Origin of the sequence: Thermus igniterrae ATCC 700962, from assembly GCF_000376265.1 — a bacterium.
Classification (GTDB): domain Bacteria; phylum Deinococcota; class Deinococci; order Deinococcales; family Thermaceae; genus Thermus; species Thermus igniterrae.
Genome location: NZ_AQWU01000038.1, coordinates 1 through 21170 on the forward strand (window position 1 = coordinate 1; position 21170 = coordinate 21170).

At 68.7% G+C, this 21170-nt stretch carries 23 protein-coding genes and 1 pseudogene; 9 read left to right on the forward strand and 15 right to left on the reverse strand.

Annotation, left to right across the window (positions count from 1 at the left end):
- From B128_RS0101720 to sppA, 4 genes are all read right to left on the reverse strand, one after another.
- Positions 1 to 262: helix-turn-helix domain-containing protein (locus B128_RS0101720; protein WP_018110567.1), on the reverse strand; the 262-nt coding region annotated here is incomplete at its 3' end.
- Between the two features lie 171 nt (positions 263 to 433).
- Positions 434 to 3823 (reverse strand): helicase-related protein, encoded by a 3390-nt coding sequence (locus B128_RS13310; RefSeq protein WP_018110568.1) that lies wholly within the window; start codon positions 3821 to 3823, stop codon positions 434 to 436.
- Positions 3824 to 4112: 289 nt separating this feature from the next.
- Complete coding sequence (locus B128_RS0101730; protein WP_026174939.1) at positions 4113 to 4523, reverse strand: RDD family protein; 411 nt, start codon at positions 4521 to 4523, stop codon at positions 4113 to 4115.
- Complete coding sequence (gene sppA, locus B128_RS0101735; RefSeq protein WP_018110570.1) at positions 4517 to 5452, reverse strand: signal peptide peptidase SppA; 936 nt, start codon at positions 5450 to 5452, stop codon at positions 4517 to 4519. The genes B128_RS0101730 and sppA overlap by 7 nt, the downstream gene beginning before the upstream one ends.
- A 33-nt stretch (positions 5453 to 5485) precedes the next feature.
- Here sppA and B128_RS0101740 point away from each other — a divergent pair, with 33 nt between their 5' ends.
- Together B128_RS0101740 and B128_RS0101745 are read left to right on the forward strand one after the other, a co-directional pair.
- Positions 5486 to 6631 carry a class I SAM-dependent rRNA methyltransferase gene (locus tag B128_RS0101740; RefSeq protein ID WP_018110571.1) on the forward strand — a complete coding sequence of 382 codons (1146 nt, stop codon included), beginning with the start codon at positions 5486 to 5488 and terminating at the stop codon, positions 6629 to 6631.
- Between the two features lie 58 nt (positions 6632 to 6689).
- On the forward strand, positions 6690 to 7823 hold the full coding sequence (locus B128_RS0101745; RefSeq protein ID WP_018110572.1) for a citrate synthase/methylcitrate synthase: 1134 nt from the start codon (positions 6690 to 6692) through the stop codon (positions 7821 to 7823).
- A 44-nt stretch (positions 7824 to 7867) separates the two neighbouring features.
- Here the strand turns inward: B128_RS0101745 and B128_RS0101750 are convergent, their stop codons facing one another.
- Genes B128_RS0101750 through era form a run of 3 tightly spaced genes read right to left on the reverse strand, consistent with a single transcriptional unit; the run spans position 7868 to position 10518 of the window.
- Positions 7868 to 8677, reverse strand: a complete 810-nt coding sequence (locus tag B128_RS0101750; RefSeq protein WP_018110573.1) for a HesA/MoeB/ThiF family protein — start codon at positions 8675 to 8677, stop codon at positions 7868 to 7870.
- A gap of 9 nt (positions 8678 to 8686) precedes the next feature.
- Entirely contained in the window at positions 8687 to 9568 is an 882-nt protein-coding gene (locus tag B128_RS0101755) for an acyltransferase (RefSeq protein ID WP_018110574.1), read from the reverse strand.
- A 44-nt stretch (positions 9569 to 9612) separates the two neighbouring features.
- Positions 9613 to 10518, reverse strand: coding sequence for a GTPase Era (gene era / locus B128_RS0101760; RefSeq protein ID WP_018110575.1), 906 nt, complete (start codon positions 10516 to 10518; stop codon positions 9613 to 9615).
- 80 nt (positions 10519 to 10598) lie between these two features.
- On the opposite strand from era, the gene dprA reads away from it, so the two are divergent.
- Complete coding sequence (gene dprA, locus B128_RS0101765; protein ID WP_018110576.1) at positions 10599 to 11600, forward strand: DNA-processing protein DprA; 1002 nt, start codon at positions 10599 to 10601, stop codon at positions 11598 to 11600.
- 26 nt (positions 11601 to 11626) lie between these two features.
- On the opposite strand, the gene B128_RS0101770 is transcribed toward dprA, so the two are convergent.
- On the reverse strand, positions 11627 to 12535 hold the full coding sequence (locus B128_RS0101770) for a manganese catalase family protein (RefSeq protein WP_018110577.1): 909 nt from the start codon (positions 12533 to 12535) through the stop codon (positions 11627 to 11629).
- A gap of 100 nt (positions 12536 to 12635) precedes the next feature.
- Here B128_RS0101770 and B128_RS0101775 point away from each other — a divergent pair, with 100 nt between their 5' ends.
- Positions 12636 to 13535 carry a hydrogen peroxide-inducible genes activator gene (locus B128_RS0101775; protein WP_018110578.1) on the forward strand — a complete coding sequence of 300 codons (900 nt, stop codon included), beginning with the start codon at positions 12636 to 12638 and terminating at the stop codon, positions 13533 to 13535.
- Positions 13536 to 13566: 31 nt separating this feature from the next.
- Entirely contained in the window at positions 13567 to 14520 is a 954-nt protein-coding gene (locus B128_RS0101780) for a branched-chain amino acid transaminase (RefSeq protein WP_018110579.1), read from the forward strand.
- Here the strand turns inward: B128_RS0101780 and trmH are convergent.
- The 5 genes from trmH to dcd are packed head-to-tail and all read right to left on the reverse strand — an operon-like array spanning position 14510 to position 17916.
- Positions 14510 to 15085, reverse strand: a complete 576-nt coding sequence (trmH, locus tag B128_RS0101785) for a tRNA (guanosine(18)-2'-O)-methyltransferase TrmH (RefSeq protein ID WP_018110580.1) — start codon at positions 15083 to 15085, stop codon at positions 14510 to 14512. The genes B128_RS0101780 and trmH overlap by 11 nt on opposite strands.
- On the reverse strand, positions 15069 to 15692 hold the full coding sequence (hisG, locus tag B128_RS0101790) for an ATP phosphoribosyltransferase (RefSeq protein WP_018110581.1): 624 nt from the start codon (positions 15690 to 15692) through the stop codon (positions 15069 to 15071). Before hisG ends, trmH begins: the two co-directional genes overlap by 17 nt.
- The gene (locus B128_RS0101795) at positions 15689 to 16768 is read right to left on the reverse strand and encodes an ATP phosphoribosyltransferase regulatory subunit (RefSeq protein WP_018110582.1); all 1080 of its coding nucleotides are present in this window, start codon (positions 16766 to 16768) and stop codon (positions 15689 to 15691) included. The genes hisG and B128_RS0101795 overlap by 4 nt, the downstream gene beginning before the upstream one ends.
- The gene (locus tag B128_RS0101800; protein WP_018110583.1) at positions 16765 to 17367 is read right to left on the reverse strand and encodes a peptidylprolyl isomerase; all 603 of its coding nucleotides are present in this window, start codon (positions 17365 to 17367) and stop codon (positions 16765 to 16767) included. The genes B128_RS0101795 and B128_RS0101800 overlap by 4 nt, the downstream gene beginning before the upstream one ends.
- Positions 17368 to 17370: 3 nt before the next feature.
- A complete protein-coding gene (gene dcd, locus B128_RS0101805) occupies positions 17371 to 17916 on the reverse strand; it encodes a dCTP deaminase (RefSeq protein WP_018110584.1) in 546 nt (181 codons plus the stop codon).
- Between the two features lie 30 nt (positions 17917 to 17946).
- On the opposite strand from dcd, the gene B128_RS0101810 reads away from it, so the two are divergent.
- Both B128_RS0101810 and aac(6') read left to right on the forward strand, forming a co-directional pair.
- On the forward strand, positions 17947 to 18816 hold the full coding sequence (locus B128_RS0101810; protein ID WP_018110585.1) for a putative Ig domain-containing protein: 870 nt from the start codon (positions 17947 to 17949) through the stop codon (positions 18814 to 18816).
- Positions 18813 to 19241: an aminoglycoside 6'-N-acetyltransferase gene (gene aac(6') / locus B128_RS13315; protein WP_018110586.1), complete on the forward strand. Its 429-nt coding sequence runs from the start codon at positions 18813 to 18815 to the stop codon at positions 19239 to 19241. Before B128_RS0101810 ends, aac(6') begins: the two co-directional genes overlap by 4 nt.
- Here aac(6') and B128_RS0101820 read toward each other — a convergent pair.
- Positions 19238 to 19717: a macro domain-containing protein gene (locus B128_RS0101820; RefSeq protein WP_018110587.1), complete on the reverse strand. Its 480-nt coding sequence runs from the start codon at positions 19715 to 19717 to the stop codon at positions 19238 to 19240. The genes aac(6') and B128_RS0101820 overlap by 4 nt on opposite strands.
- Before the next feature lie 28 nt (positions 19718 to 19745).
- Here B128_RS0101820 and B128_RS0101825 point away from each other — a divergent pair, with 28 nt between their 5' ends.
- Together B128_RS0101825 and nrdR are read left to right on the forward strand one after the other, a co-directional pair.
- Positions 19746 to 20453: an SDR family NAD(P)-dependent oxidoreductase gene (locus B128_RS0101825; protein WP_018110588.1), complete on the forward strand. Its 708-nt coding sequence runs from the start codon at positions 19746 to 19748 to the stop codon at positions 20451 to 20453.
- The gene (gene nrdR / locus B128_RS0101830; protein WP_018110589.1) at positions 20450 to 20953 is read left to right on the forward strand and encodes a transcriptional regulator NrdR; all 504 of its coding nucleotides are present in this window, start codon (positions 20450 to 20452) and stop codon (positions 20951 to 20953) included. Before B128_RS0101825 ends, nrdR begins: the two co-directional genes overlap by 4 nt.
- Here nrdR and B128_RS12585 read toward each other — a convergent pair.
- Positions 20898 to 21170 (reverse strand): annotated as a pseudogene (locus B128_RS12585) (hypothetical protein); the annotation flags it as partial. The gene nrdR and the pseudogene B128_RS12585 overlap by 56 nt on opposite strands.

A 21170-nucleotide genomic window follows, 5' to 3' on the forward strand; every position in this document is an offset into this window, starting at 1 on the left:
GGCCTGGGTTTTGGTGGCGGAGGTCGGCCATGGGCTTGCCTTGGTTGTAGCGGTGGAGGGTGTCCCGGACCCAGCGGGTGGAGTAGCCCAGGGTTTGGGCGACTTTTGGGATGGGGTGGCCGGTGGCGAGGAGCCAGAGGGCGTGCCAGCGGGAGCGTTCTATGGGGTCTTGGCTTTCCCGGTACAGGGCGTGAAGGTTATCCGGGTGATGCTGCAGCTTGAGTTGCAGCCGGGGGCGGCGTTGGTGTTTGGCGAGGTCCATGGCCCCATTCTACGGGAGAGGACTAGGGGGATTTCTTATTACACATAACTCTTGACACGACCTGGGCTAGGCCTCCAGGATTTCCAGCGAATAGCTCCTCGGGGTGCACGGGGTATATGATACAAACCCCTCATTTTTGTATCCCAAGCTCCGCTTTGGGATATGGGCATATCACAGGACCACCACCTGCTTCGCCTTGGCCAGAAGCTCCTTCAAATCGTAATTCACGCTGGTGGCCCCGAAGTCGGGCTCCCGCACGAAGGGGGTGGGAATGTAGTGCACTCGCAAGGCTTTCTCCCCGTCCGTCTCCACCACCGCCAGGAACCAGGAGGTGGGCTTGTTGAGGGCGGTGAGGATCTGGGTGCGGGAAAGGGTCACCACCTCCGAGCCCGGCCCCTTGCCCTTGACCTCGATGAAGCGGAGGGTGCCCTGGAGGGTACGGGACTCCACGTCGTAGCCAGGCCATCCGGGGGGCATCTCCTTGGGCTCGTGGCCCAGCCGCCGCTCCGCCAGAAGGACCGCCTCCACCGCCAGCCGCTCCAGGCGCCTTTGCGCTTCCAACTCGGGGGCTTCCACCTTGGGCGTCAGCGGGGGCACCACCAGGATGGCCTGGGAGAGGCGGGGCGGGAGGGACTGAAGGTGCCTGGCCGCCTCCAGCTCCCGCTCCCGCCGCTTTAGACGCTCCCTTAGTTCGTCCGCCCTCCGGCGGGCCGCCTCCGCCCGGCCCGAGGCCCCCGTCTTCCCCGCCTTGGCCCGTTCTTCCTCCCTGGCGGCCAGGCTGTCCCAATGGTAGATCTCCGAAAGGAGCCTCTCCCGCACCGCCCGGAGGGTGCGGTCCACCTCCGCCTGGCGGAAGCGGCGCACCTCCTCGAGGTGTTCCTTGGCCAGCCTAGCGGTGGCGTAGGCCTCCGCCTGGGCCAGAAGCCCAGCCGTGTCCCAGCCTTCCCAAAGCCCGAAAGCCTCGGCTCGCTCCTCCTCCGTGGCCGGGCGTAGGTCTAGGTAGGGGGCGGGCCCCTCCTCCCGCACCTCTCCCTTAGGGCTGAGGCTCAGGTAGAGGAAGCGGCGGGAAACAGGGCCGTGGGCGTCCCGCACCTCGTGCTCCAGGGCCAGGAGGAGGCGGGGGGTTGTGGCGTTCTCGTCCACCAGGACCGTCCCTCGCTCCAGGTTATGGCCCCATTCCCGGAGGACTGCATCCAAAACGCCCTCCAGCAAGGGGTGCCCCGGCACCAGGAAGTCCGCCACCGGCTTCCCAGGAAGGCTCACCTTGCCCTTATGGAAGGTGACCCGGGTGTAGCTCCGCAGGACCCCCGGCCTGGCCTCCCGTACTTTGGCGGGCACGAAGCTCACCTCCATCCGCCCTTCCTCCCGGAGGTAGGCGGTGCCCCCCAGGGCCTCCAGGGCCTCGCGGAAGAAGCTTCCCAGGTAGTGGGGCTGGAGCCTGCGGGCCTCGGCCCGCTCCATGTCCAGGCGCAGGGCCTCCAGGCGCTTGGGGTCCAGGACCTCAGCGGCTAAGGCGTTTTGCAGGAGCTTCTCCAGCCGTTCCCGGTCCACCGCCCCCTCCACCTGGCGGAAGAGCCGGGCCCGCACCTGGGGGTCCTCCCCGTAGCGGATGGCCTCGAGGAGAAGCTCCTTGAGGGGCCTTTCCTGAAAGAGCCTGCCCAGCACGTCAAACACCCGCCCCCCCAGGGCCTGGCTGGCCTCCTCCAGCTTCCTGAGGAGGCGCAGGTAGACCTCCCCCTCCCGGGTGTTCTCCGCCACCAGGTTCCACATGTGGCAGACCTCGGTCTGGCCGATGCGGTGGATGCGGCCGAAACGCTGCTCCAGCCTGGCGGGGTTCCAGGGGAGGTCGTAGTTGATGAGGAGGTGGGCCTGCTGCAGGTTCACCCCTTCCCCAGCGGCGTCCGTGGCCACCAGGATGAGGACCTCCCGGTCCTGGGTGAAGCGGGCCTGGCGCAGGCGGCGCTCCTCCCGGGAGAGGCCGCCGTGGATGGCCACCACCTGTTCGGGCCGCCCCAGGTAGGCCTGGAGGCGGCTTTCCAGGTAGTCCAGGGTGTCCTTGTGCTCGGTGAAGACGATGAGCTTGCGCCCGCGGATGCGCTTGTCCTCCAGGAGGGTCTGCAGCTCCTGCCACTTCCGGTCCTGCTGCCCCCGGAGGAGGGCCTTGGCCTGGGCCTCGAGGCGCCTTAGGGTGGCGATTTCCGCCTCCAGCTCGCTCAGGGTGCGGGCGGCGGTGGCCTGGTCCAGCACCTCGGGGGCGGCTTCCAGTTCCTCGTCGGGAAACTCCTCCTTCTCCTCGATGTCCTCCTCCTCCAGGGTGGGGAAGGCGAGGAGGCCCCGGCGCACCTCCTCCCGGCGGGCCTCGAGGCGCTTCCGGCGCCTCTCCAGGGAGCGGTAGATGGCCAGGGGACTGCTGGCGAGCCGCCTTTGCAACAGGGTGAGGGCGAAGCCCACGGTGCGCCTTTGGCCTTCCTCGAGGGCCTCGGCCCGGTTCATCTCCTCCCGCACGTAGTCCGTTACCGCCTCATAGAGGCCCATCTCCTCGGGGGAGAGGCTGTAGGCCACCGTGTAGGCCCGGCGCTCAGGGAAGAGGGGGGTGCCATCGAAGCGCACCAGGTCCTCCTTCTGCCGCCTGAGCCATAGCCCCTGGGCGTCGGGCGGGGGGCTATTGGGCCGGGGCTTGCCCAGGAAGCGGTCGGGGTCCAGGAGGGCGAGGAAAAGGCGGAAGTCCTCCTCCTTGCCCCGGTGGGGGGTGGCGGTGAGGAGGAGGAAGTGCTTGGCGCGCTGGGAAAGCTCCTGCCCCAGGCGGTAGCGGCGGGTGGCTTTCACCTCCTGGCCGTAGTAGGAGGCGGCCATCTTGTGGGCCTCGTCCACCACCACCAGGTCCCAGTCCACCTCGAGAGCTTTCGCCGCCACCTCGGGAAAGCGGGCTAAGCCGTCCATGCGGGCGATCCAGAGGGGGTGTTCGCGGAAGGGGTTGCCCTGGGAGGTCTCGAGGGTGAAGCGGGAGAAGACCCGGAAGTCGAGGCGGAACTTCTCCCATAGCTCTTCCTGCCACTGGAGGACCAGGGCGCCGGGGGCCACCACCAGGCACCGCTCCAGGGCCCCCCGGAGGGCCATCTCCCGGATGTAGAGCCCAGCCATGATGGTCTTGCCTGCCCCGGGGTCATCGGCCAGGAGGAAGCGAAGGGGGGTTTTGGGGAGGAGGTGGCCGTAAACGGCCTCGATCTGGTGGGGGAGAGGCTCCACCAAGGAAGCGTGTACCGCCATCATGGGATCAAAGAGGTAAGCCAAGCGGATGCGCTTGGCCTCGGCGGCTAGGCGGAAGAGATCCCCCGGGGCATCCAAGGGAAAGCGAGGCGCTTCCTCCACCTGGAGCAGGGCCAGGTCCTCGGGATAGAGGAGGGCTTCCCCCAGCTGGCCGTCTGGGTCGCGGTAGGTCACCTGGAGGGTTTCCCCCAAGAAGCGCACGTGCTCCACCATCACGCCCTTCCCAGGCAAAAGGCCCAGGAGGCGTACCCCTGGGCGCACCCGCTCGGGGGTTAGGGAAGGTTCGAGGGCCATGAGAACAGCTTAGGGCAAGGGGGGTGTACCTGTCGGGTCAATCCGAACATGGGCCATTTTGTGGAAAAGGACCAGAAACGGGGGGCTATTTGGGGGGCTGTTGGAGCCGGAAGTAGGGGGATACTCCCGTACTATACCGGAATACAGTAATCATAAGGACGGGATATCCCGTAGCTATCCGTACGGGTACGTATGTACCTTTTGGGCCTGATAAGCGTGAGGTCGGTGGTTCAAGTCCACCATCGCCCACCAAAGGGCCCCAGGCCTAAAAGGCCTGGGGCAAAGTCCTTTATGGCCTTTCCTGGCCCACCCGCACCACCAGGGTGTCGGCGATGAGGTCGTGCCAGGCCTGGCGCCTGGGGTGGAAGAAGGCCCAGAGGTAGCCCAGGAGGAGGGGCAAGGTGGAGAGGGTTTTCCCCACCACCTCCCGCATGAAGGCGGTGAGCCAGTCCACGGGTTCCCCGTGGGTGCGCACCACCCGAAGGCCCAGGGCCATCTTGCCCGGGGTGGCCCCGTAAAGGGCGGTGAAGGCCACGTAGTAGGCCCAGCTGGGCACCCAGTTGAAGAGGAGGTCCTCCAGGGGGGTGGTGGTGAGGGGGTTGACTCCCGCCAGGGCCATGAGGAGAAGGCTTATGGGGACGAGGATGAGGCCGTCCACCAGGGAGGCCACCAGGCGGCGCCAGGGGCTGGCCACTACCACAGGCCACCCCCCAGGTAGCGGTACTCCAGGCGGAAGCGGCTTTGGGTGAGGAGGGCCAGGAGCCGTTCCGTTTCCGTGGTGCCAGATCGGAAGGAGAGGGTGTCGTCCAGGAGTTCCTCCAGGAAGCCCTTGGGTTTCTCATAGCGCACGAGCCGGTACGTCTCCAGCCCCGCCAGCTCAGCGGCGCGTTTTTCCGCCTCCTCCAGGTAGCCTTCCCGGTCAGCGAGGCCCAGGGCCACGGCCTGCTTCCCCGAGTAGATGCGGCCGTCGGCCAGGGCCCTGACCCGCTCCAGGGGTAGCCTGCGCCCCTCGGCCACCCGGCGGAGGAAGAGCTCGTAGGCCTCCTGCATGTAGCGCTGGAGCACGGCCCTCTCCTCAGGGGAGAGGGGCTTGAGGCCGGAGGCCATGTCCTTGAGGGCTCCTTCTTTGAGCACCTCCACCCGGATGCCAAGCTTTGCCAGAAGGCCGCTCACCTCGGGGATGGTGGAGATGACCCCGATGGAGCCGGTGAGGGCCGTTGCGGGGACGAAGACCTCCCGGGCGGCAGTGGCCACGTAGTAGCCCCCGCTGGCGGCCACGCTGCCCAGGGCGGCCACCAGGGGCTTTGCCTGGTCCAGGGCCTTTAAGGCCCGGTGGATGGCCTCGGTTTCCGTAACCGGGCCCCCGGGGCTTTCCACGTGGAGGAGCACCGCCTTGACCCCGGGGTCTTCCCGGGCCTGGCGCACCTGGGAGAGGAAGTCCTCCAGGGCTTGGCCGGTGGGGATGCTTCCCTTTAGTTCCAGTAGGACCATCTTCTCCCCCCGGCCCCGGAGGGTGGTTTCCTGCCAGGGGCGGCCTGTCTCTTCCGGGCGGAGGAGGCGGCCAAGGCCCACTACCAGGGCCATGACGCCCAGGAAGAGCAGGAGGGCAAGCCAGCGTTTGCGGTTCATGCTTCCAAGGTAGCACGGGGGTATCCTGGGCCCGTGCTGCGGGTGGTGGTCAAGCCAGGCAAGGAGCGGAAGATCAAGAACTTTTACCCTAACCTCTACCGGGACGAGGTCCAGGAGGCCCCAAAGGAGGCAGGGGTGGCGGAGGCGGTGGGGGAAGGAGGGGAGTTTCTGGCCGTGGGCTACTTTGACCCCGCCTCCCGGGTCCCCTTCCGGGCCTACCGCTTTGACCGGGGGCCATTGGACCGGAAGTTCTTCCTTGGCCGCTTCCAGCGGGCCCTAAGGCGGCGGGAGGGCCTGGGGAGCTTCTACCGCCTGGTGCATGGGGAGGCGGACGGGCTACCCGGGCTGGTGGTGGACCGGTTTGGGGAGGTCTTGGTCCTGCAGGTGCGCACCCGGGGGATGGAGGCCCTGCGGGAAGTTTGGTTTCCTGCCCTCCTGGAGGCGGTGGCCCCCAGGGGGGTGTACGAGCGGAGCGACGTGGAGGCCAGGCGGCAGGAGGGGCTTCCCGAGCGGGTGGGGGTGGTCTTTGGGGAGGTGCCCAAGGTCCTGGAGGTGGAGGAGGATGGCCTCACCTTCCCCATCCCCCTGGCCCTAGCCCAGAAGACGGGGTACTACCTGGACCAGCGGGAAAACCGCCGCCTTTTTGAGGCCATGGTGCGCCCGGGGGAGCGGGTTTTGGACGTCTACAGCTACGTGGGGGCCTTCGCCCTGCGGGCGTCCCGCAAGGGGGCCTACGCTTTGGCGGTGGACAAGGACCTCGAGGCCCTTGCGGTCCTGGACCGGGCGGCCCTGAGGGCGGCCCTCCGGGTGGATATCCGGCACGGGGAGGCCCTTCCCGTGCTCCAGGCCCTGGAAGGCCCCTTCCACCACGTCCTCCTGGACCCCCCCACCCTGGTGAAGCGCCCCGAGGAGCTTGCCCCCATGAAGCGCCACCTGGTGGACCTGGTGCGGGAGGCCCTGCGCCTTCTCGCCCCCGAGGGGTACCTCTGGCTTTCCGCCTGCAGCTACTACCTGAAGGCGGAGGACCTCCTGGAGGTGGCCCGCCGGGCCGCCGCCGACCGGGGGGTGCGCCTCAGGGTCCACGCCCTCACCCACCAGCCCAAGGACCACCCCTGGAGCCTGCACGTGCCCGAAAGCCTTTACCTCAAGACCCTCATCCTCCAGGAGGACGCCCTCTGAGCCTTACCCCTGTATGATGGGAAGCAGGCACCCGTAGGGTGCGGCAAAGGAGGCAAGTATGGAAGTGGCACGGGGTTTGGAAGGCGTCCTGTTCACGGAAAGCCGCATGTGCTTCATCGACGGGGAGGCGGGCCGCCTCTACTACTACGGCATCCCCATCCAGGAGCTGGCGGAGAAGAGCACCTTTGAGGAGACCACCTTCCTCCTACTCCACGGCAGACTCCCCAAAGGGGAGGAGCTGGAGGCCTTTAAGCGAGAGCTGGCCCGCCGGCGGGCCCTGCCGGGCCACCTTCTGGACTCCTTCCGCCGCTACCCCCTCTCGGCCCACCCCATGAGCTTCCTGCGCACCGCGGTCTCCGAGCTGGGGATGCTGGACCCCACCGAGGGGGATATCTCCAAGGAGGCCCTCTACGAGAAGGGACTGGACCTCATCGCCAAGTTCGCCACCATCGTGGCCGCCAACAAGCGGCTGAAGGAGGGGAAGGAGCCCCTGGCCCCCCGGGAGGACCTCTCCCACGCGGCCAACTTCCTCTACATGGCCAACGGGGTGGAGCCGAGCCCCGAGCAGGAGCGCCTCATGGATGCCGCCCTCATCCTGCACGCGGAGCACGGCTTCAACGCCAGCACCTTCACCGCCATCGCCGCCTTTTCCACGGAAAGCGACCTCTACTCCGCCATCACCGCCGCCGTGGCCTCCCTCAAGGGCCCCCGGCACGGGGGGGCCAACGAGGCGGTGATGAAGATGATCCAGGAGATCGGCTCCCCGGAGCGGGCCCGGGACTGGGTGCGGGAGAAGCTGGCCAAGAAGGAGCGCATCATGGGCATGGGCCACCGGGTCTACAAGGCCTTTGACCCCCGGGCGGGGGTGCTGGAGCGGCTGGCCCACCGGGTGGCGGAGGCCCACGGCCACTCCCGGGAGTACCAGATCCTCAAGATCGTGGAGGAGGAGGCGGGGAAGGTCCTGAACCCCCGGGGCATCTACCCCAACGTGGACTTCTACTCCGGGGTGGTCTACTCCGACCTGGGCTTCGGCCTGGAGTTCTTCACCCCCATCTTCGCCGTGGCCCGCATCTCCGGCTGGGTGGGGCACATCCTGGAGTACAAGCTCCTGGACAACCGCCTCCTGCGCCCCGATGCCAAGTACATCGGGGAGCTGGACGTGCCCTACGTCCCCCTCGAGGCCCGCGCCTAAAGCCCCCCTTACCCCGCCCTGGCCCCCGGGGGCCAGGGCGGGTTTCATAGCCCGCAGAAGGCCTCGTAGTCTATGAGTTCCCGCTGGGTGGGCTGGTCCCCGCACACGGGGCAGGCGGGGTTGCGCTGGACCTTAAGCTTGCGGAACTGGCCCTCCAGGGCCTCATAGAGCAGGAGGTGGCCGGCCAGGGGCCTGCCCAGGCCCAGGAGCACCTTCAGGGCCTCCGTGGCCATCAGCGCCCCCACCACCCCGGGCAGGACCCCGAAGACCCCGGCCTCCGCGCAGGAGGGCACGCTCCCCGGGGCAGGGGGTTTGGGGAAGAGGCACCGGTAGCAGGGCCCCATGGCCCCTTCCGCCGTGGGGTGGTGGAAGACGGCCACCTGGCCGTCAAACTGGTAGATGGCCCCGAAGACCAGGGGCTTGCCCAGGAGGACACAGGCGTCGTTCACCAGGTAGCGGGTGGGGAAGTTGTCGGAGGCGTCCACCACCAGGTCGTAGCCCCGGAGGATTTCCAGGGCGTTTTCCGCGGTGAGGCGCAGGGGGTAGGCCTCTATCTGCACCAGGGGGTTCAGGGCCTTTAGCCGTTCCTGGGCCACCAGGGCCTTGGGCCGGCCCACGTCTTCTGTGGCGTAGAGCACCTGGCGGTGGAGGTTGGAAAGCTCCACCCGGTCCATCTCCACGATGCCCACCCGCCCCACCCCGGCGGCCACCAGGTACTGCAGCACCGGCACCCCCAGGCCCCCGGCCCCCACCACCACCACGGAGGAGCCCTTTAGGCGCTCCTGGCCCTCGGGCCCCACCTGGGGCAGGATCATCTGGCGGTGGTAGCGATCCAGCTCCTCACGGGTCCACATGGGGGCTCCTCAGGCCTCGCGGGTGCCGAAGCCGGGGGGGAGGAAGTCGGGGTAGTCGGGGTTGCCCTTGCGGTCGGGAAGCCGGGGCACCAGGTCCGAAGGATGGGGCTCCCCCTTGCGGCAGTAGGGGCAGTCCTGGCGCACCTTGTAGCGCACGGGCTTGGCGGGGATGCCCAGGGCGATGGCATGGGGGGGCACGTCCCGGGTGACGACGGCCCCGGTGCCCACCATGGCGTCGTCCCCGATGCGCACCCCGGCCAGGATGGTGGCGTGGTAGGTGATGCGCACCCCACTGCCGATGATGGTCTCCTTGAGGGTCACGTCGGGGGAGGCCAGGACGTGGTGGGTATGGCTGTAGACGTTCACGTAGTCGGAGAGGGAGGTGCGGTCCCCGATCTTGATGCCCCCGATGTCGTCCAGGAGCACGTAGCGGTGGACCACCACGTCGTCGCCCAGCTCCAGGTTGTACCCCACGGAGAACTCCACGTTCTGGAAAAACTTGGGGTTTTTCCCCACCCGCTTGAAGATGAAGGGGGCCAGGGCCCGCCTTATGGCCACCCCGGAGTGCACGGACTGGCCCAAGGGGGTAAGGTCCAGCACCTTCCAGAACCAGAGGAGGGGCTTCACCCTGCGGAACTTCTCCGGGTCGGTGGCCGCGTAATGCTCGGCCTCAAAGGTGATGCCCTCGGGGTCCAGGCCCAGGGCGGCCAGGGGGTTGGCCTCCAGGAGTTCCGCGTAGGGCCGGCCGTAGAGGAGCCGGGAGAGCTCCTCCCGCACCAGGGCGTTCCGGTCCACGCTGGGGTCGGAAAGCTGCTCCACCAGGCTACCCAGGAAGCGGTCCAGGGCCTTCTGGTGGAGGGGTGCGATCTCCTTGGGCAGAAGCCAGGGCATAGGGCTATGCTACCGGGAAGCCGCGGGATGGGAAGGGGGGAGGCTTACCCTATGGAGGAGCGGTAGCCCAGCTCCCGCAGGGCCTCGGGGTCCTTGCGCCAGTCGGGGTAGACCTTGACCTCGAGGTCCAGGTAGACCTTGCGGTTCAGGAAGACCTCCAGTTGCTTGCGCGCCGCCTGGCCGATCTCCTTCAGCTTCCTCCCCCCCTCGCCGATGACGATGGCCTTCTGGGAGGGGCGTTCCACGTAGAGCAGGGCCTTGATGTAGAGGACGCCGTTTTCCCGCTCCGCCACCTCCTCCGTCTTGACGGCCACCGCGTAGGGCACCTCGTGCCACAGGCGCTTCATGGCCTCCTCGCGGATGATCTCCGCCACCCACTCCCCGAAGGTCTGGTCGCTTTTGGCGAAGTCCTCGGGGTAGAAGAAGGGGCCCTCGGGGAGGAGGGCCAGGAGCTCGGCCTTGAGCTCGGCCACCTGGCGCTCGTCCAGGGCGGAAAGGGCCCGGGCCTCCGCCTGGGGCAGGAGGGCATGGTAGGCCTTGAGGGCCTCCTCGGGGTACTTGGCCGCGTCCAGCTTGTTGCCCACCAGGAGGATGGGCACCTGGCCCACCAGGGGCCTTAAGGCCTTGGCCACCAGCTCGTCCTCCGGCGTGGGGGGGTGGCGCAGGTCCACCACCCAGACCACGGCGTTCACGTCCGCCAGGGCCTCGTAGACCTCCTGGTCCATGAACTCCCCCAGGGCGTCCATGGGCTCGTGGAGGCCTGGGGTGTCCACGAAGACGATTTGGCGGTTCCCCTCGGTGAGGATGCCCCGCAGGCGCTTGCGGGTGGTCTGGGGACGGGGGCTGATGGGGGCCACCTTCACCCCCAGCAGGTTGTTGAGCAGGGTGGACTTGCCCACGTTGGGCTTGCCCACCAGGGCCACAAAACCGGAGTAGGTCTTCCCTTCCATGGTTAGGTGATCCCGGACCCCTGGGATTGGCCCTTGGGCCTGGGTCCGGCCCTTCCAGGCCTTTCAGTATACTCCCTCCCGTGGACCCCCTGGCCCTGGCCCTCCTGCCCGGCATCGGGCCCAAGCGGCTTTTGGAGCTTCTGGAGGCGGAAAATCCCGTGGAGAGCCTTAAGGCGCGCTTCCCCCAGGCCGCGGGCTTCTGGACCGAGGCCGTGGCCCGGGCGGAGGCGGAGCGGCAAAGGGCGGCCGCCCTGGGCTTCCGCATCCTGGGCCTTTGGGAGGAGGGCTTTCCTGAGGGGCTTCGCCGGTTGCCCCAGCCCCCCACCCACCTTTACCTCAAGGGAGACCTGCCGGAGGAGGGGAGGGCCGTGGCCCTGGTGGGCACCCGCCGGGCCTCTTCCTGGGCCCTGGCCTTTGCCCGGAGGCTGGCCCGGGAGCTGGCGGAGGCGGGGCTTTATGTGGTTTCGGGCCTGGCCCGGGGGGTGGACCGGGAGGCCCACCTGGGGGCCCTGGAAGGGGGTGGGCGCACCCTGGGGGTCCTGGGAAGCGCCCTGGACCGCCTCTACCCCCCTGAACACCGCGCCTTGGCGGAGCGCATGGACCTCCTTTCGGAATTCCCCCTGGGCACCGGGCCTAAGCCGGAGTTCTTCCCCCGGCGCAACCGCCTGATCGCCGGGCTCTGTCGGGCGGTGGTGGTGGTGGAGGCCCCCCTGGACTCCGGGGCCCTTATCACCGCCCGGTACGCCCTGGAGCTGGGCAAGGAGGTGCTGGCGGTGCCGGGCAGGCCCACCGACCCGGGCTCCCTGGGGGCCAACCGCCTCATCCAGGACGGGGCCTACCCAGTGCTCTCCGCGGAGGACGTCCTCTCCTACCTGGGCTTTGCTCCCGGGCGCCGGGAGGAACCTGCCCTTTCCCCGGAGGAGGCTGAGCTCTACGCCCTCCTCCGCCAGGGGGAGGCCCTCCCCGAGGACCTGGCGGGGGCCCTGGGCCTGCCGGCGGAGCGGGTCCTGGCCCTCCTTGCCCTTCTGGAGCTCAAGGGCCTGGCCCGGCCCCTTCCGGGCGGGCGGTACGGGGCAGGCTAGGGGCCGGGGCGCAGGCCTTGGGGGGCTTACTTGGCCTTTTCGTAGAGCTTCTTGGCGATCTCGTAAAGCTCGCCCGGGTGGAACTCGGGGGCGAACTCGGCGGCGTCGTGGCCGGCGTCAAACACCGGCCCGCCCGTGGGGGGCCCGTCCACCACCACCACGGGGCTGCCGTCCTCGGGGGAGGCCCCGCTCCACACCAGGCCCAGGTCCTGGTAGTCCGAGGGGCTGAAGCGGTAGAGGTTGCGGTGGAAGCCCAGGTCCATGTACTTCTTGGCCTCGGGGAACTTGCTGTTGTCAATGCGGGGAATGGGGAGGAGTTTGGTCATCTCCACCCCGGTGAGGCTTTCCAGGGCCTTGCCGTAGGCGGCGGCGTGCACCCCGCCCCGCACCAGGAGGTAGCCGATCATCTCCCGGGCCACGGGGTTATCCGTCATCTCATACACCCGGAGTTTGTGGGTGCGGGCGGCTACCTCCAGGAAGAAGTTGTGGAGGAGGTCCAGGATCAGGTTGCCGCTGGTGAACACGTACTCCCCGTGCCAGTGCTCCCCCATGGCCCCCATGACCAGGCTGTTGGCCCCGCCGGCGATGAAGTGGGCGGCGTTGCGGGCGTCCTTGGCATAGCCCAGGGGGGCCTGTACCGGGTCCACCCCCTCCTCCAGGTCCTGGCCGGGGTTCTTGGCCAGGAGGCTGTTGATGGTGGCCGCCACCAGCTCAATGTGCCCCAGCTCCTCGGTGGCGATGTTGGCGATGAGGTCGTAGTAGGGCTTCAGGGCCTTCTTCCCCCGGAAGTTGAAGGACTGGTACATGTAGTTCATCAGGGTGGACATCTCCCCAAAGCGCCCTCCCAGGAGGGCCTGCACCGCGGCGGCGGCGTTGGGGTCCTGCTCCTTGGGCATGGGCAGTTCGATCTGCAGGCGGTCTATCCTCAGGAACATCCTTCACCTCCTGCCTGGCCGGGCCAGGCACTTCCCACCCTAGGGACCCTCTGGCCATAAGTCCAATAGAACTTTTTGCCCCAGCAAATAAACTGGATTTATGACCCTGGACCAGCTGCGCTACCTGGTGGCCCTGGCGGAGGAAGGAAGCTTCACCAAGGCGGCGGACCGGGTCTACCTGACCCAGCCCGCCCTAAGCGTGCAGATCCGCAAGCTGGAGGAGGAGCTTGGGGTGCGGCTTTTTGACCGGCGGGAAGGAAGGCCCACCGAGGTGGGGCGGGCGGTGGTGGCCCAGGCCCGGAGGGTTCTGGAAGAGGTGGAGCGCCTGAAGGCCCTAGTCCGCGGGGACGAGGGTTGCTTCCAGGGTCCTTTCCGCGTGGGGGTGATTCCCACCCTGGCCCCCTACCTCCTGCCCCGCCTTTTGCCCCGCTTCACGGCCCGCTATCCGGGCCTCGAGGTCAGCGTGCGGGAGGAGCTCACCCCTACCATCCTGGCAGAGCTTCAGGAAGGCAGGCTGGACGCGGGGCTGGTGGGCACCAAGGAGGGGGGCTCTGGCCTCTTGGCCCTGCCCCTCTTTGAGGAGGCCTTTTGGGCCTACGTCTCCCCCCACCACCCCCTCTACGGGCGGGAGGCCATCCACCCCCTGGAGGTTCCCTTGGAGGATACCTGGGTCCTCTCCGAGGGGCACTGCTTCCGGGAGCAGGTTCTGGCCGTATGCCGTCCCACCTTGGGCAGGCGGCGGGTGGAGTTTCAAAGCGGGGACCTGGAGACCCTCATCCTCCTGGTGGAGGAGGTGGGAGGGCTCACCCTCCTGCCCGAGGTGGCCCTCTGGACCCTTCCCCAGGCCAAACGGGCCCACCTGCGCCCCCTTTCCCCCCCGGGGGCGGGGCGCACGGTCCACCTCCTCCTGCGGGAGGGAAGCCTTAAGGCCCCGGTGGCCAAGGCCCTGGGGGAGGAGGTGGCACGGCTTTTCCAGGCCTTACGCAAAGGGGATTTGTAAGGAAGCGCTATGATGGGGGCGGAGGTTCGCCATGACCAAACCCGAGGCCAAGGGTGGGGACGTGCAGATCCGGGCAGGGCTCATCTGGATGAATGGAGCCCTGGTGCCCCAGGAGGAGGCCAAGACCAGCGTCCTGAGCCACGCCCTCCACTACGGCACCAGCGTCTTTGAGGGCATACGGGCCTATGAAACCCCCAAGGGGCCGGCCATCTTCCGCCTCAAGGAGCACGTGCGGCGCTTCTACAACTCCGCCAAGGTCCTGCGCATGGAGATCCCCTTCGCCCCCGAAGCGCTGGAGGAGGCCATCCAGGAGGTGGTGCGGAAAAACGGCTACAAGAGCTGTTACATCCGCCCCCTGGCCTGGATGGGGGCCAAGGCCTTGGGGGTGAACCCCCTGCCCAACAACCCCGCCGAGGTGATGGTGGCCGCCTGGGAGTGGGGGGCCTACCTGGGGGAGGAGGCGGTGCGCAAGGGGGCGAAGCTCATCACCAGTTCCTGGGCCCGTTTCCCCGCCAACGTGATGCCGGGTAAGGCCAAGATAGGGGGGAACTACGTGAACTCGGCCCTGGCCAAGATGGAGGCGGTGAGCGCCGGGGCCGACGAGGCCCTCCTCCTGGACGAGGAGGGCTACGTGGCCGAGGGGAGCGGGGAGAACCTCTTCTTCGTGCGGGACGGGGTGATCTATGCCCTGGAGCATTCGGTGAACCTGGAGGGCATCACCCGCGACTCCGTGATCCGCATCGCCAAGGACCTGGGCTACGAGGTCCAGGTGGTGCGGGCCACCCGGGACCAGCTCTACATGGCCGACGAGGTCTTCATGACCGGCACCGCCGCCGAGGTGACCCCGGTGTCCATGATCGACTGGCGGCCCATCGGCCAGGGCACCGCTGGCCCCATCACCCTGAGGCTCCGCGAGGTCTACCTGGAGGCCGTGCGCGGCCTGCGTCCGGAGTACGAGGCCTGGCTCACCTACGTTATTTCCTGAGCCAGTCCTCCAGGACCTTCTGGTAGAGCTCGGGCTCCAGGCGGGGCTCCTGGTAAAGCCCCGCCTGGAGCCGTTGCCGCTGGGCCTCAAAGAGGATGACCGCCGCGGCCACGGAGACGTTGAGGCTTTGCACCATGCCCAGCATGGGGATGCGGATGGCCCCATCCGCCAGGGCCAGGGCCTCCTCCGAAACCCCCCACTTTTCCGCCCCCAGGAGGATGGCGGTGGGCCTTGTGTAGTCCACCTGGCGGTAGTCCAGGGCGTCCTCCCTTAGGGCGGTGGCGTAGACCCGGAAGCCCCGGGCCCGCAGGTGGGCGTAGGCTTCCTGGATGCTGGGGTGGACCCGGAGGTAGACCCACTTGTGGCTTCCCCCGCTGGTCTCGTTAAAGGTGGGCACGCCCCCCGTGGGGTTCACCGCGTGGGCCTCGAGGACCCCCACGGCGTCGCAACTGCGCAGGATGGCCGAGAGGTTGTGGGGCTTGTGCACGTTCTCCAGGAGGACGGTGAGGTCGGGCTGCCGCCGGCTCAGCACCTCCTCTAGGCGCTTCCTACGGGCCTCGGTCACGGTTCCTTAGCTTAGCGATTAGGGGCTTCAAAAGGGAGCGCTTGAGCTTGAGGGCCTGCCGGTTCACGATGAGCCGGGCGGTGGAGTGGGCCAGGACCTCCACCTCCACCAGCCCCGCCGCCCGCAGGGTGGCCCCGGTCTGCACCACGTCCACCACCGCGTCCGCCAGGCCGGTGACCGCGGCCAGCTCAATGTTCCCGCTGAGCTCCACCACATCGGCCACCCAGCCCCGCTCCTTCAGCAGCCGGGCGGTGAAGGTGGGGTACTTGGTGGCGATGCGGCGGATGGGGGAGGTATCCCCGGGGCGGCGGATGAGGGAAAGCCGGCAGGCGCCGAACCCCAGGTCCACGGGCTCGTAGAGGTCGCGGCCCGAGTCCAGGAGGACGTCCTTGCCCACCACGCCCACCTCGGCGATGCCCAGGTCCACGTAGACGGGCACATCCTTGTTGCGGAGCTCCAGCAGGGCAATGCCCCCCTCCCGGCCGTGGAGCAGGGCCCGCTCGTCCTCCACCGGGGGCAGGTCCAGGCCTGCCGCCTTGAGGGCGGCGTAGGCCTCCTGGAACATCCGCCCCTTGGGCAGGGCCAGGGTGAGCAGGTAGCGCCTCATCCCACCTCCCAGATCTCCTCGCCCCGGGCCAGGTAGGGAATGCCCCGGGCCCTGGCGTGGGCCAGGGGGTCCTCCCCGTAAAAAAGCTCCACCCGCTTCTCCCCGGCGAAGCGCTTCAAGGCCTTCAGGTCCAGGGCCAGGACCTGGGGGGCTTCCTGGGTGCTCGGGGGCTTTAGGGCCTCCAGGAGCCGCTCCACCCCCAGGGCGAAGCCCGCTGCCTTGGGCCATAGGGCCCCATCGTACCGCCCGCCCCCCAGGAGGGGGAGGCCGAACCCCGGGGTGTAGGCGCGGAAGAAGATGCCCGAGTAGTACTCGTAGCGCCGGGCCATCCCCAGGTCCAGGAGCACCGGCCGCTCCAGGAGCTCCAGGGTCTTCTCCAGCTGCACCAGGGCCTGGCGGGCCCGGGGGGGCAGGGGAAGGGCCTTGGCCTCCTCCAGGACCTCGGCCTCCCCGTAAAGGTCGGGCAGGGCCAGGAGGGTTTTGGCCACCTCGGGGGAGACGGGGTAGCGGCTTAGGAGCTCCTCCAGCTCGGGAAGGTTCTTGCGGTGGATGGCCCGCTGCGCCGCCCGTTGCGCCTCCTCGGGCAGACCCGAGGCCCGGAGGGCCTCCCCCACCAGGCTGGGCAGGCCCACCTCCACCACCCCCTCCACCCCCAAGGCCTCCAGGGCGGCAAAGGCCAGGTGCAGGACCTCGGCGTCCGCCAGGGGCCCCGTGGCCCCCAGGAGCTCGAGGCCCACCTGGGTGTACTCCCGGAAGCGCCCGAGCTCGGCGTCCGCCTCCCGCAGCCAGAGGGACCCCGCGTACTGGAAGCGGTAGACCCCTTCCCCCAGGTGGGGCCGGAGGAGCTTGGCCAGGAGGGTGGTGAACTCGCTCCTCAAGGCCAGGACCTCTCCGGTGCGGTCCACCAGCTTGAAGGCCCGCTCCGCCAGGGGGTGCTGGGGGTCGTAGTTCTCCAGGGCGGGGAGCTCCACGGGCTCGTACCCGTGGCGCCAGAAGAGGTCCTGGAGCCGCCCCATCACCTCGGCCTTGAGCCGGGCCTCGGGGGGCAGGAGGAAGCGGGTGCCCTCGGGGATCATTCCTTGACCAGGACCTCCACCGCCAGGATCCGGTCCCGCTCCCCGCCGGCCCCCGGGCCCTCCGTGGGGGCCAGACGCCTGACCACCTCCATCCCCTCCACCACCTTGGCGAAGAGGGTGTACTGCCCCGTGAGGTGGGGGGTGGGGCCTAGGGTGATGAAGAACTGGCTCCCGTTGGAGTTGGGGTCCTGGGTGCGGGCCATGCCCACCATGCCCTCCCGGTCAAAGGCCAGGCCGGGGGCGATCTCCAGGCCAAAGGTGTAGCCCGGACCTCCCCGGCCGGTGCCCGTGGGGTCGCCGGTCTGGGCCACGAACCCGGGGATGACCCGGTGCCACACCACCCCCTCAAAGTAGCGATGCAGGGCCAGGAAGACGAAGGAGTTCACCGTGTTGGGCGCCTCCTTCTCCAGGAGGTCCAGGAGGATCTCCCCCTGGGTGGTCCGGATGCGGGCGTAGTAGTCCTTGCCCGCCTCCATCACCTTCTCGGGGGCCTTGAAGGTGCGCACCGGGGTCTCCGAAAGGTAGGGCAGGGGTTTCATGCTCTCACCTTGGCAGGCGCCAAGCAGGAGGAGGAGGGGGAAAAGCCAGCGCACCCCCATAGCCTACACCCTGGGCAGGGTAATCCCCTTCTGCCCCTGGTACTTCCCCCGGCGGTCCTTGTAGGTGGTCTCGGGCCTCGGCCCTTCCAGGAAGACGATCTGCACGATGCCCTCGTTGGCGTAGACCTTGGCGGGCAGGGGGGTGGTGTTGGAGATCTCCAGGGTGACGTGGCCTTCCCAGCCGGGCTCCAGCGGGGTGACGTTGGCCACGATGCCGCACCGGGCGTAGGTGCTCTTACCCAGGGCGATGGCGATGACGTTTTCCGGCATGCGGATGTACTCAATGCTCCGGGTAAGGGCGAAGGAGTTGGGGGGGATGATCACCTCCTCCCCCTCGTACTCCACGAAGCTCCTGGGGTCAAAGCCCTTGGGGTCCACCACGGTGGAAAAGACGTTGGTGAAGATTTTCCACTCGGGAGCCGCCCGCAGGTCGTAGCCAAAGGAGGAAAGGCCGTAGCTGATCACCCCCTCCCGCACCAGCCGCTCCTCAAAGGGCTCAATCATGCCCTTTTGCGCCATCTCCCGGATCCACCAGTCCGGCTTAATCATGCCTTCAACTATACCGGCTAGACTGGCCCTATGCGGAAGCTCTGGCCCCTTCTCCTCCTTCTCGCCGCCTGCGGCACCCAGGACCCCACCGGGGTGGGGGTGGAGCCCCTGCGCCTCACCAGCACCAGCCTGCCCCCCGCCTACCTGGGGGAGAGCTACAGCCACGCCTTCAGCGCCGAGGGGGGGGTGCGCCCCTACACCTTTGCCCTCGAGGGCAAGCTCCCCCAGGGCCTCACCTTCCAGGGGGGGCGGCTTGCCGGGGTGCCCCGGGAGAAGGGCCAGTTCCCCCTCACCCTCACCGTGGAGGACGGGGCCAAGAACAGCCGGGTGGGGCGCCTCACCCTCAATGTCTCCGACCCGCCCCCACCCAGGCTCACCCTGGTGGCCCCCCCGGCCCAGGTGGAAGGGCCCTTCCTCCTCCTCGGCCGGGTGGAGGTGCGGGAGGCGTCGGGGTTCCAGCTGGAGCTGCGCCTCCCTGACCTGGCTCCCGACCTCCAGACCTTAAGGCCGGCAAGCCCCGTCCACCTCCTGGACTACGATGCCACCACCGGCCTCTTGCGGCTGGACATGGCCTTCGCCAGGCCGGTGAAGGACCAGGAGGCCTTCCGCCTCCTCCTGAACCCCCTCAAGCCCCTCACCCCCAGGCTCACCCCCCGCCTGGTCCTCTACGACAAGGAGGGGAAGCCCCTGGGCCAGGCCCTTCCCCGGGGCAAACCCTTCGCCGAGCTTCTGGCCCTGGCCCAGGCCTGGGGGAAGGAGGGCAAGGACCTCAAGGGGGACCTGGACGGGGACGGCCGGGTGGGGGAGACCGACCTCAAGGCCCTGGCGGCGGGGTACTTCCCCAAGGTGGAGAGCTCCCCAAACCCTACCCCTCCTGCCGGGAGTGAGGAGGGTCCATGAGGGGGTGGGTGAGGCCCCTCCGAAGGGAGGACCTCCCCGCCTATTTGGCCCTGCGCCGGGAGCTTTGGCCCGAGGCGGGGGAGGAAGGGGTGGAAACCCTTTTGGAAGGCCTCCGGCAGGCGGCCTTTGTGGCGGAGGTGGAGGGGGAGCTGGTGGGGTTCGTGGAGGTGGGCCTCCGCCCCTACGCGGAAGGGTGCGAGACGAGCCCCGTGGGGTACCTGGAGGGGTGGTACGTGCGCCCCCCCTGGCGCCGGCAAGGGGTGGGTCGGGCCCTGGTGGAAAGGGCCGAGGCCTGGGCCAGGGCCCAGGGATGCACGGAGATGGCCTCGGATGCCCAGCTGGAAAACCTCCCGGGCCAGGAGGCCCACCGCCACCTGGGTTACCAGGAGGTGGAGCGGATCGTCTGCTTCCGCAAGCCCCTCTAGAGGGCCCTGCGGATGGCCTCCGCGTCCTCCTTGCGGTAGCCGTAGAGGGTCACCTCCAGGGTGTCAGGGGCCTTTTTAATCTCCTCCAGCATCACCCGGGCCACGGCCTCCACGGGAAGCCCCCCCACCCCGGTGCCTAGGAGGGGGAAGGCCACGGTCCTCAGGCCCAGGGCCACCGCCTTCTCCAGGGCGCTTCGGGTGGCCTGACGCACGGTCTCCAGGCTGGCGGGCTCGTCCCCCAACACGGCGGCGTGGATCACGTGGCGCACCCCCAGGTTCCCCGCCCCGGTGACCGCAGCCTCCCCCACCCGGATGGGTCCAATCCGGTCGCATTCCTCCTGGATGGAGGGCCCCCCTTTGCGCAGGATGGCCCCCGCCACCCCGGCCCCCAGCTTCAGGTGGTTGTTGGCGGCGTTCACCAGGGCATCCCCGCGGAACTCGGTGATGTCCCCCTCTGCCACGCGGATGCGGGCCATGCCCCTATTTTCCCGTACAATGGGCCTGATGTCACGGGATCTTCTGGGCCTCGAGGGGCGGATCGTCATGGTGACCGGGGCCGGACGCGGCTTTGGGCGGGCCATCGCCCACGGCTACGGCAGAAACGGGGCCACGGTCATCGCCGTGGACCCCGATGTGGAGCTGGCCACGGGGGTGGCCTCCGAGGTGGAGGCCCTGGGGGCCACGGCCATCCCCATCCGCGGGGACATGAGCGTGGTGCTGGACGTGACCAGCACCTTTGAGAAGGTGGAGGAGCTTTTTGGCCTCCTGGACGGCATCGTCCACGTGACCACCGCCGAGAGCAAGACCCCCTTCGTGGAACTCCTGGAGGGGGAGTGGTACGACCTCATGAGCCAGGACGTGAAGAGTAGCCTCTACGTCCTCCAGCAGGGTCTCCGCCACCTGGCGGGGGGCGGCTTTGTCACCCTGGTTCTGCCCCCCTCGGCCCGCATGGAGCCCCACACCCTTTCCGTGCGCAAGGCGGTGGAGGGGCTCATTGAGGGGGCAAGCCGCACCTTCCCCGGGGTGCGGGTGAACGGGGTGGTGCCCTCCCGCGACCCCGTGGGGGAGGCCTACGACCAGGCCCTGGTGCGGGCGGCCTTGGGCCTCGGGTCCATGGTCTCCGAGGGGATTCGCGGGGTGGTCCTGGAGGTCCAGCTCCCCGAGCCCCCCGTCTCCCCCGAGGTCTACGAGCTCCTGCGGGAAGTCCCATGAAGTGCCCCTACTGCGGCCACGCGGACACCCGGGTGGTGGACTCGAGGCCCTCGGACGAGGGGGCGGCCATCCGCCGCCGCCGGGAGTGCCCCGCCTGTGGCCGCCGCTTCACCACCTACGAGCGCACCCAGCTGGAGCCCCTCATGGTGGTGAAGCGGGATGGGCGAAGGGAGCCTTTTAACCCGGACAAGCTCCTTCGGGGCCTCCTCCTGGCCTGCGAGAAGCGCCCGGTGGACCAGGAAGCCCTGCGCCGCTTTGCCTACACCTTTGAGGACCAGGTGACGGGCCCCGAGATCACCTCCGAGGCCATCGGCCTCAAGGCCATGGCCTTTCTCCGCGACCTGGACCACGTGGCCTATATCCGCTTTGCCTCCGTCTACCGGGAGTTTGACTCGGTGGAGCGCTTCATTGAGGAGATCCGCCGCCTAGGGGGTGTGGGCTTGCCTAGTAAATTGCCTTGTACCCCGGAGGGGGCGGGAGAAGGGAGAGAAGAACCCTAAGGCCGTAGGCGATGAGCTCCAAAAGCGCCCGCGCCATGGCCGTCCAAGGCTTCCGCTCCCAAAGGTNCCCCCCACCCAGCCGCGTCTTCATCCCCCCAAACACCCCCTCCACCACCCCGCGAAACCGGTACACCTCGGGGTCCCACCCCTCCCGCGCCCGCACCCGCGCCTCCTCCCTGGCCTCGCCCCCGCCCCGAAGCCGGATCACCGGCCGCAC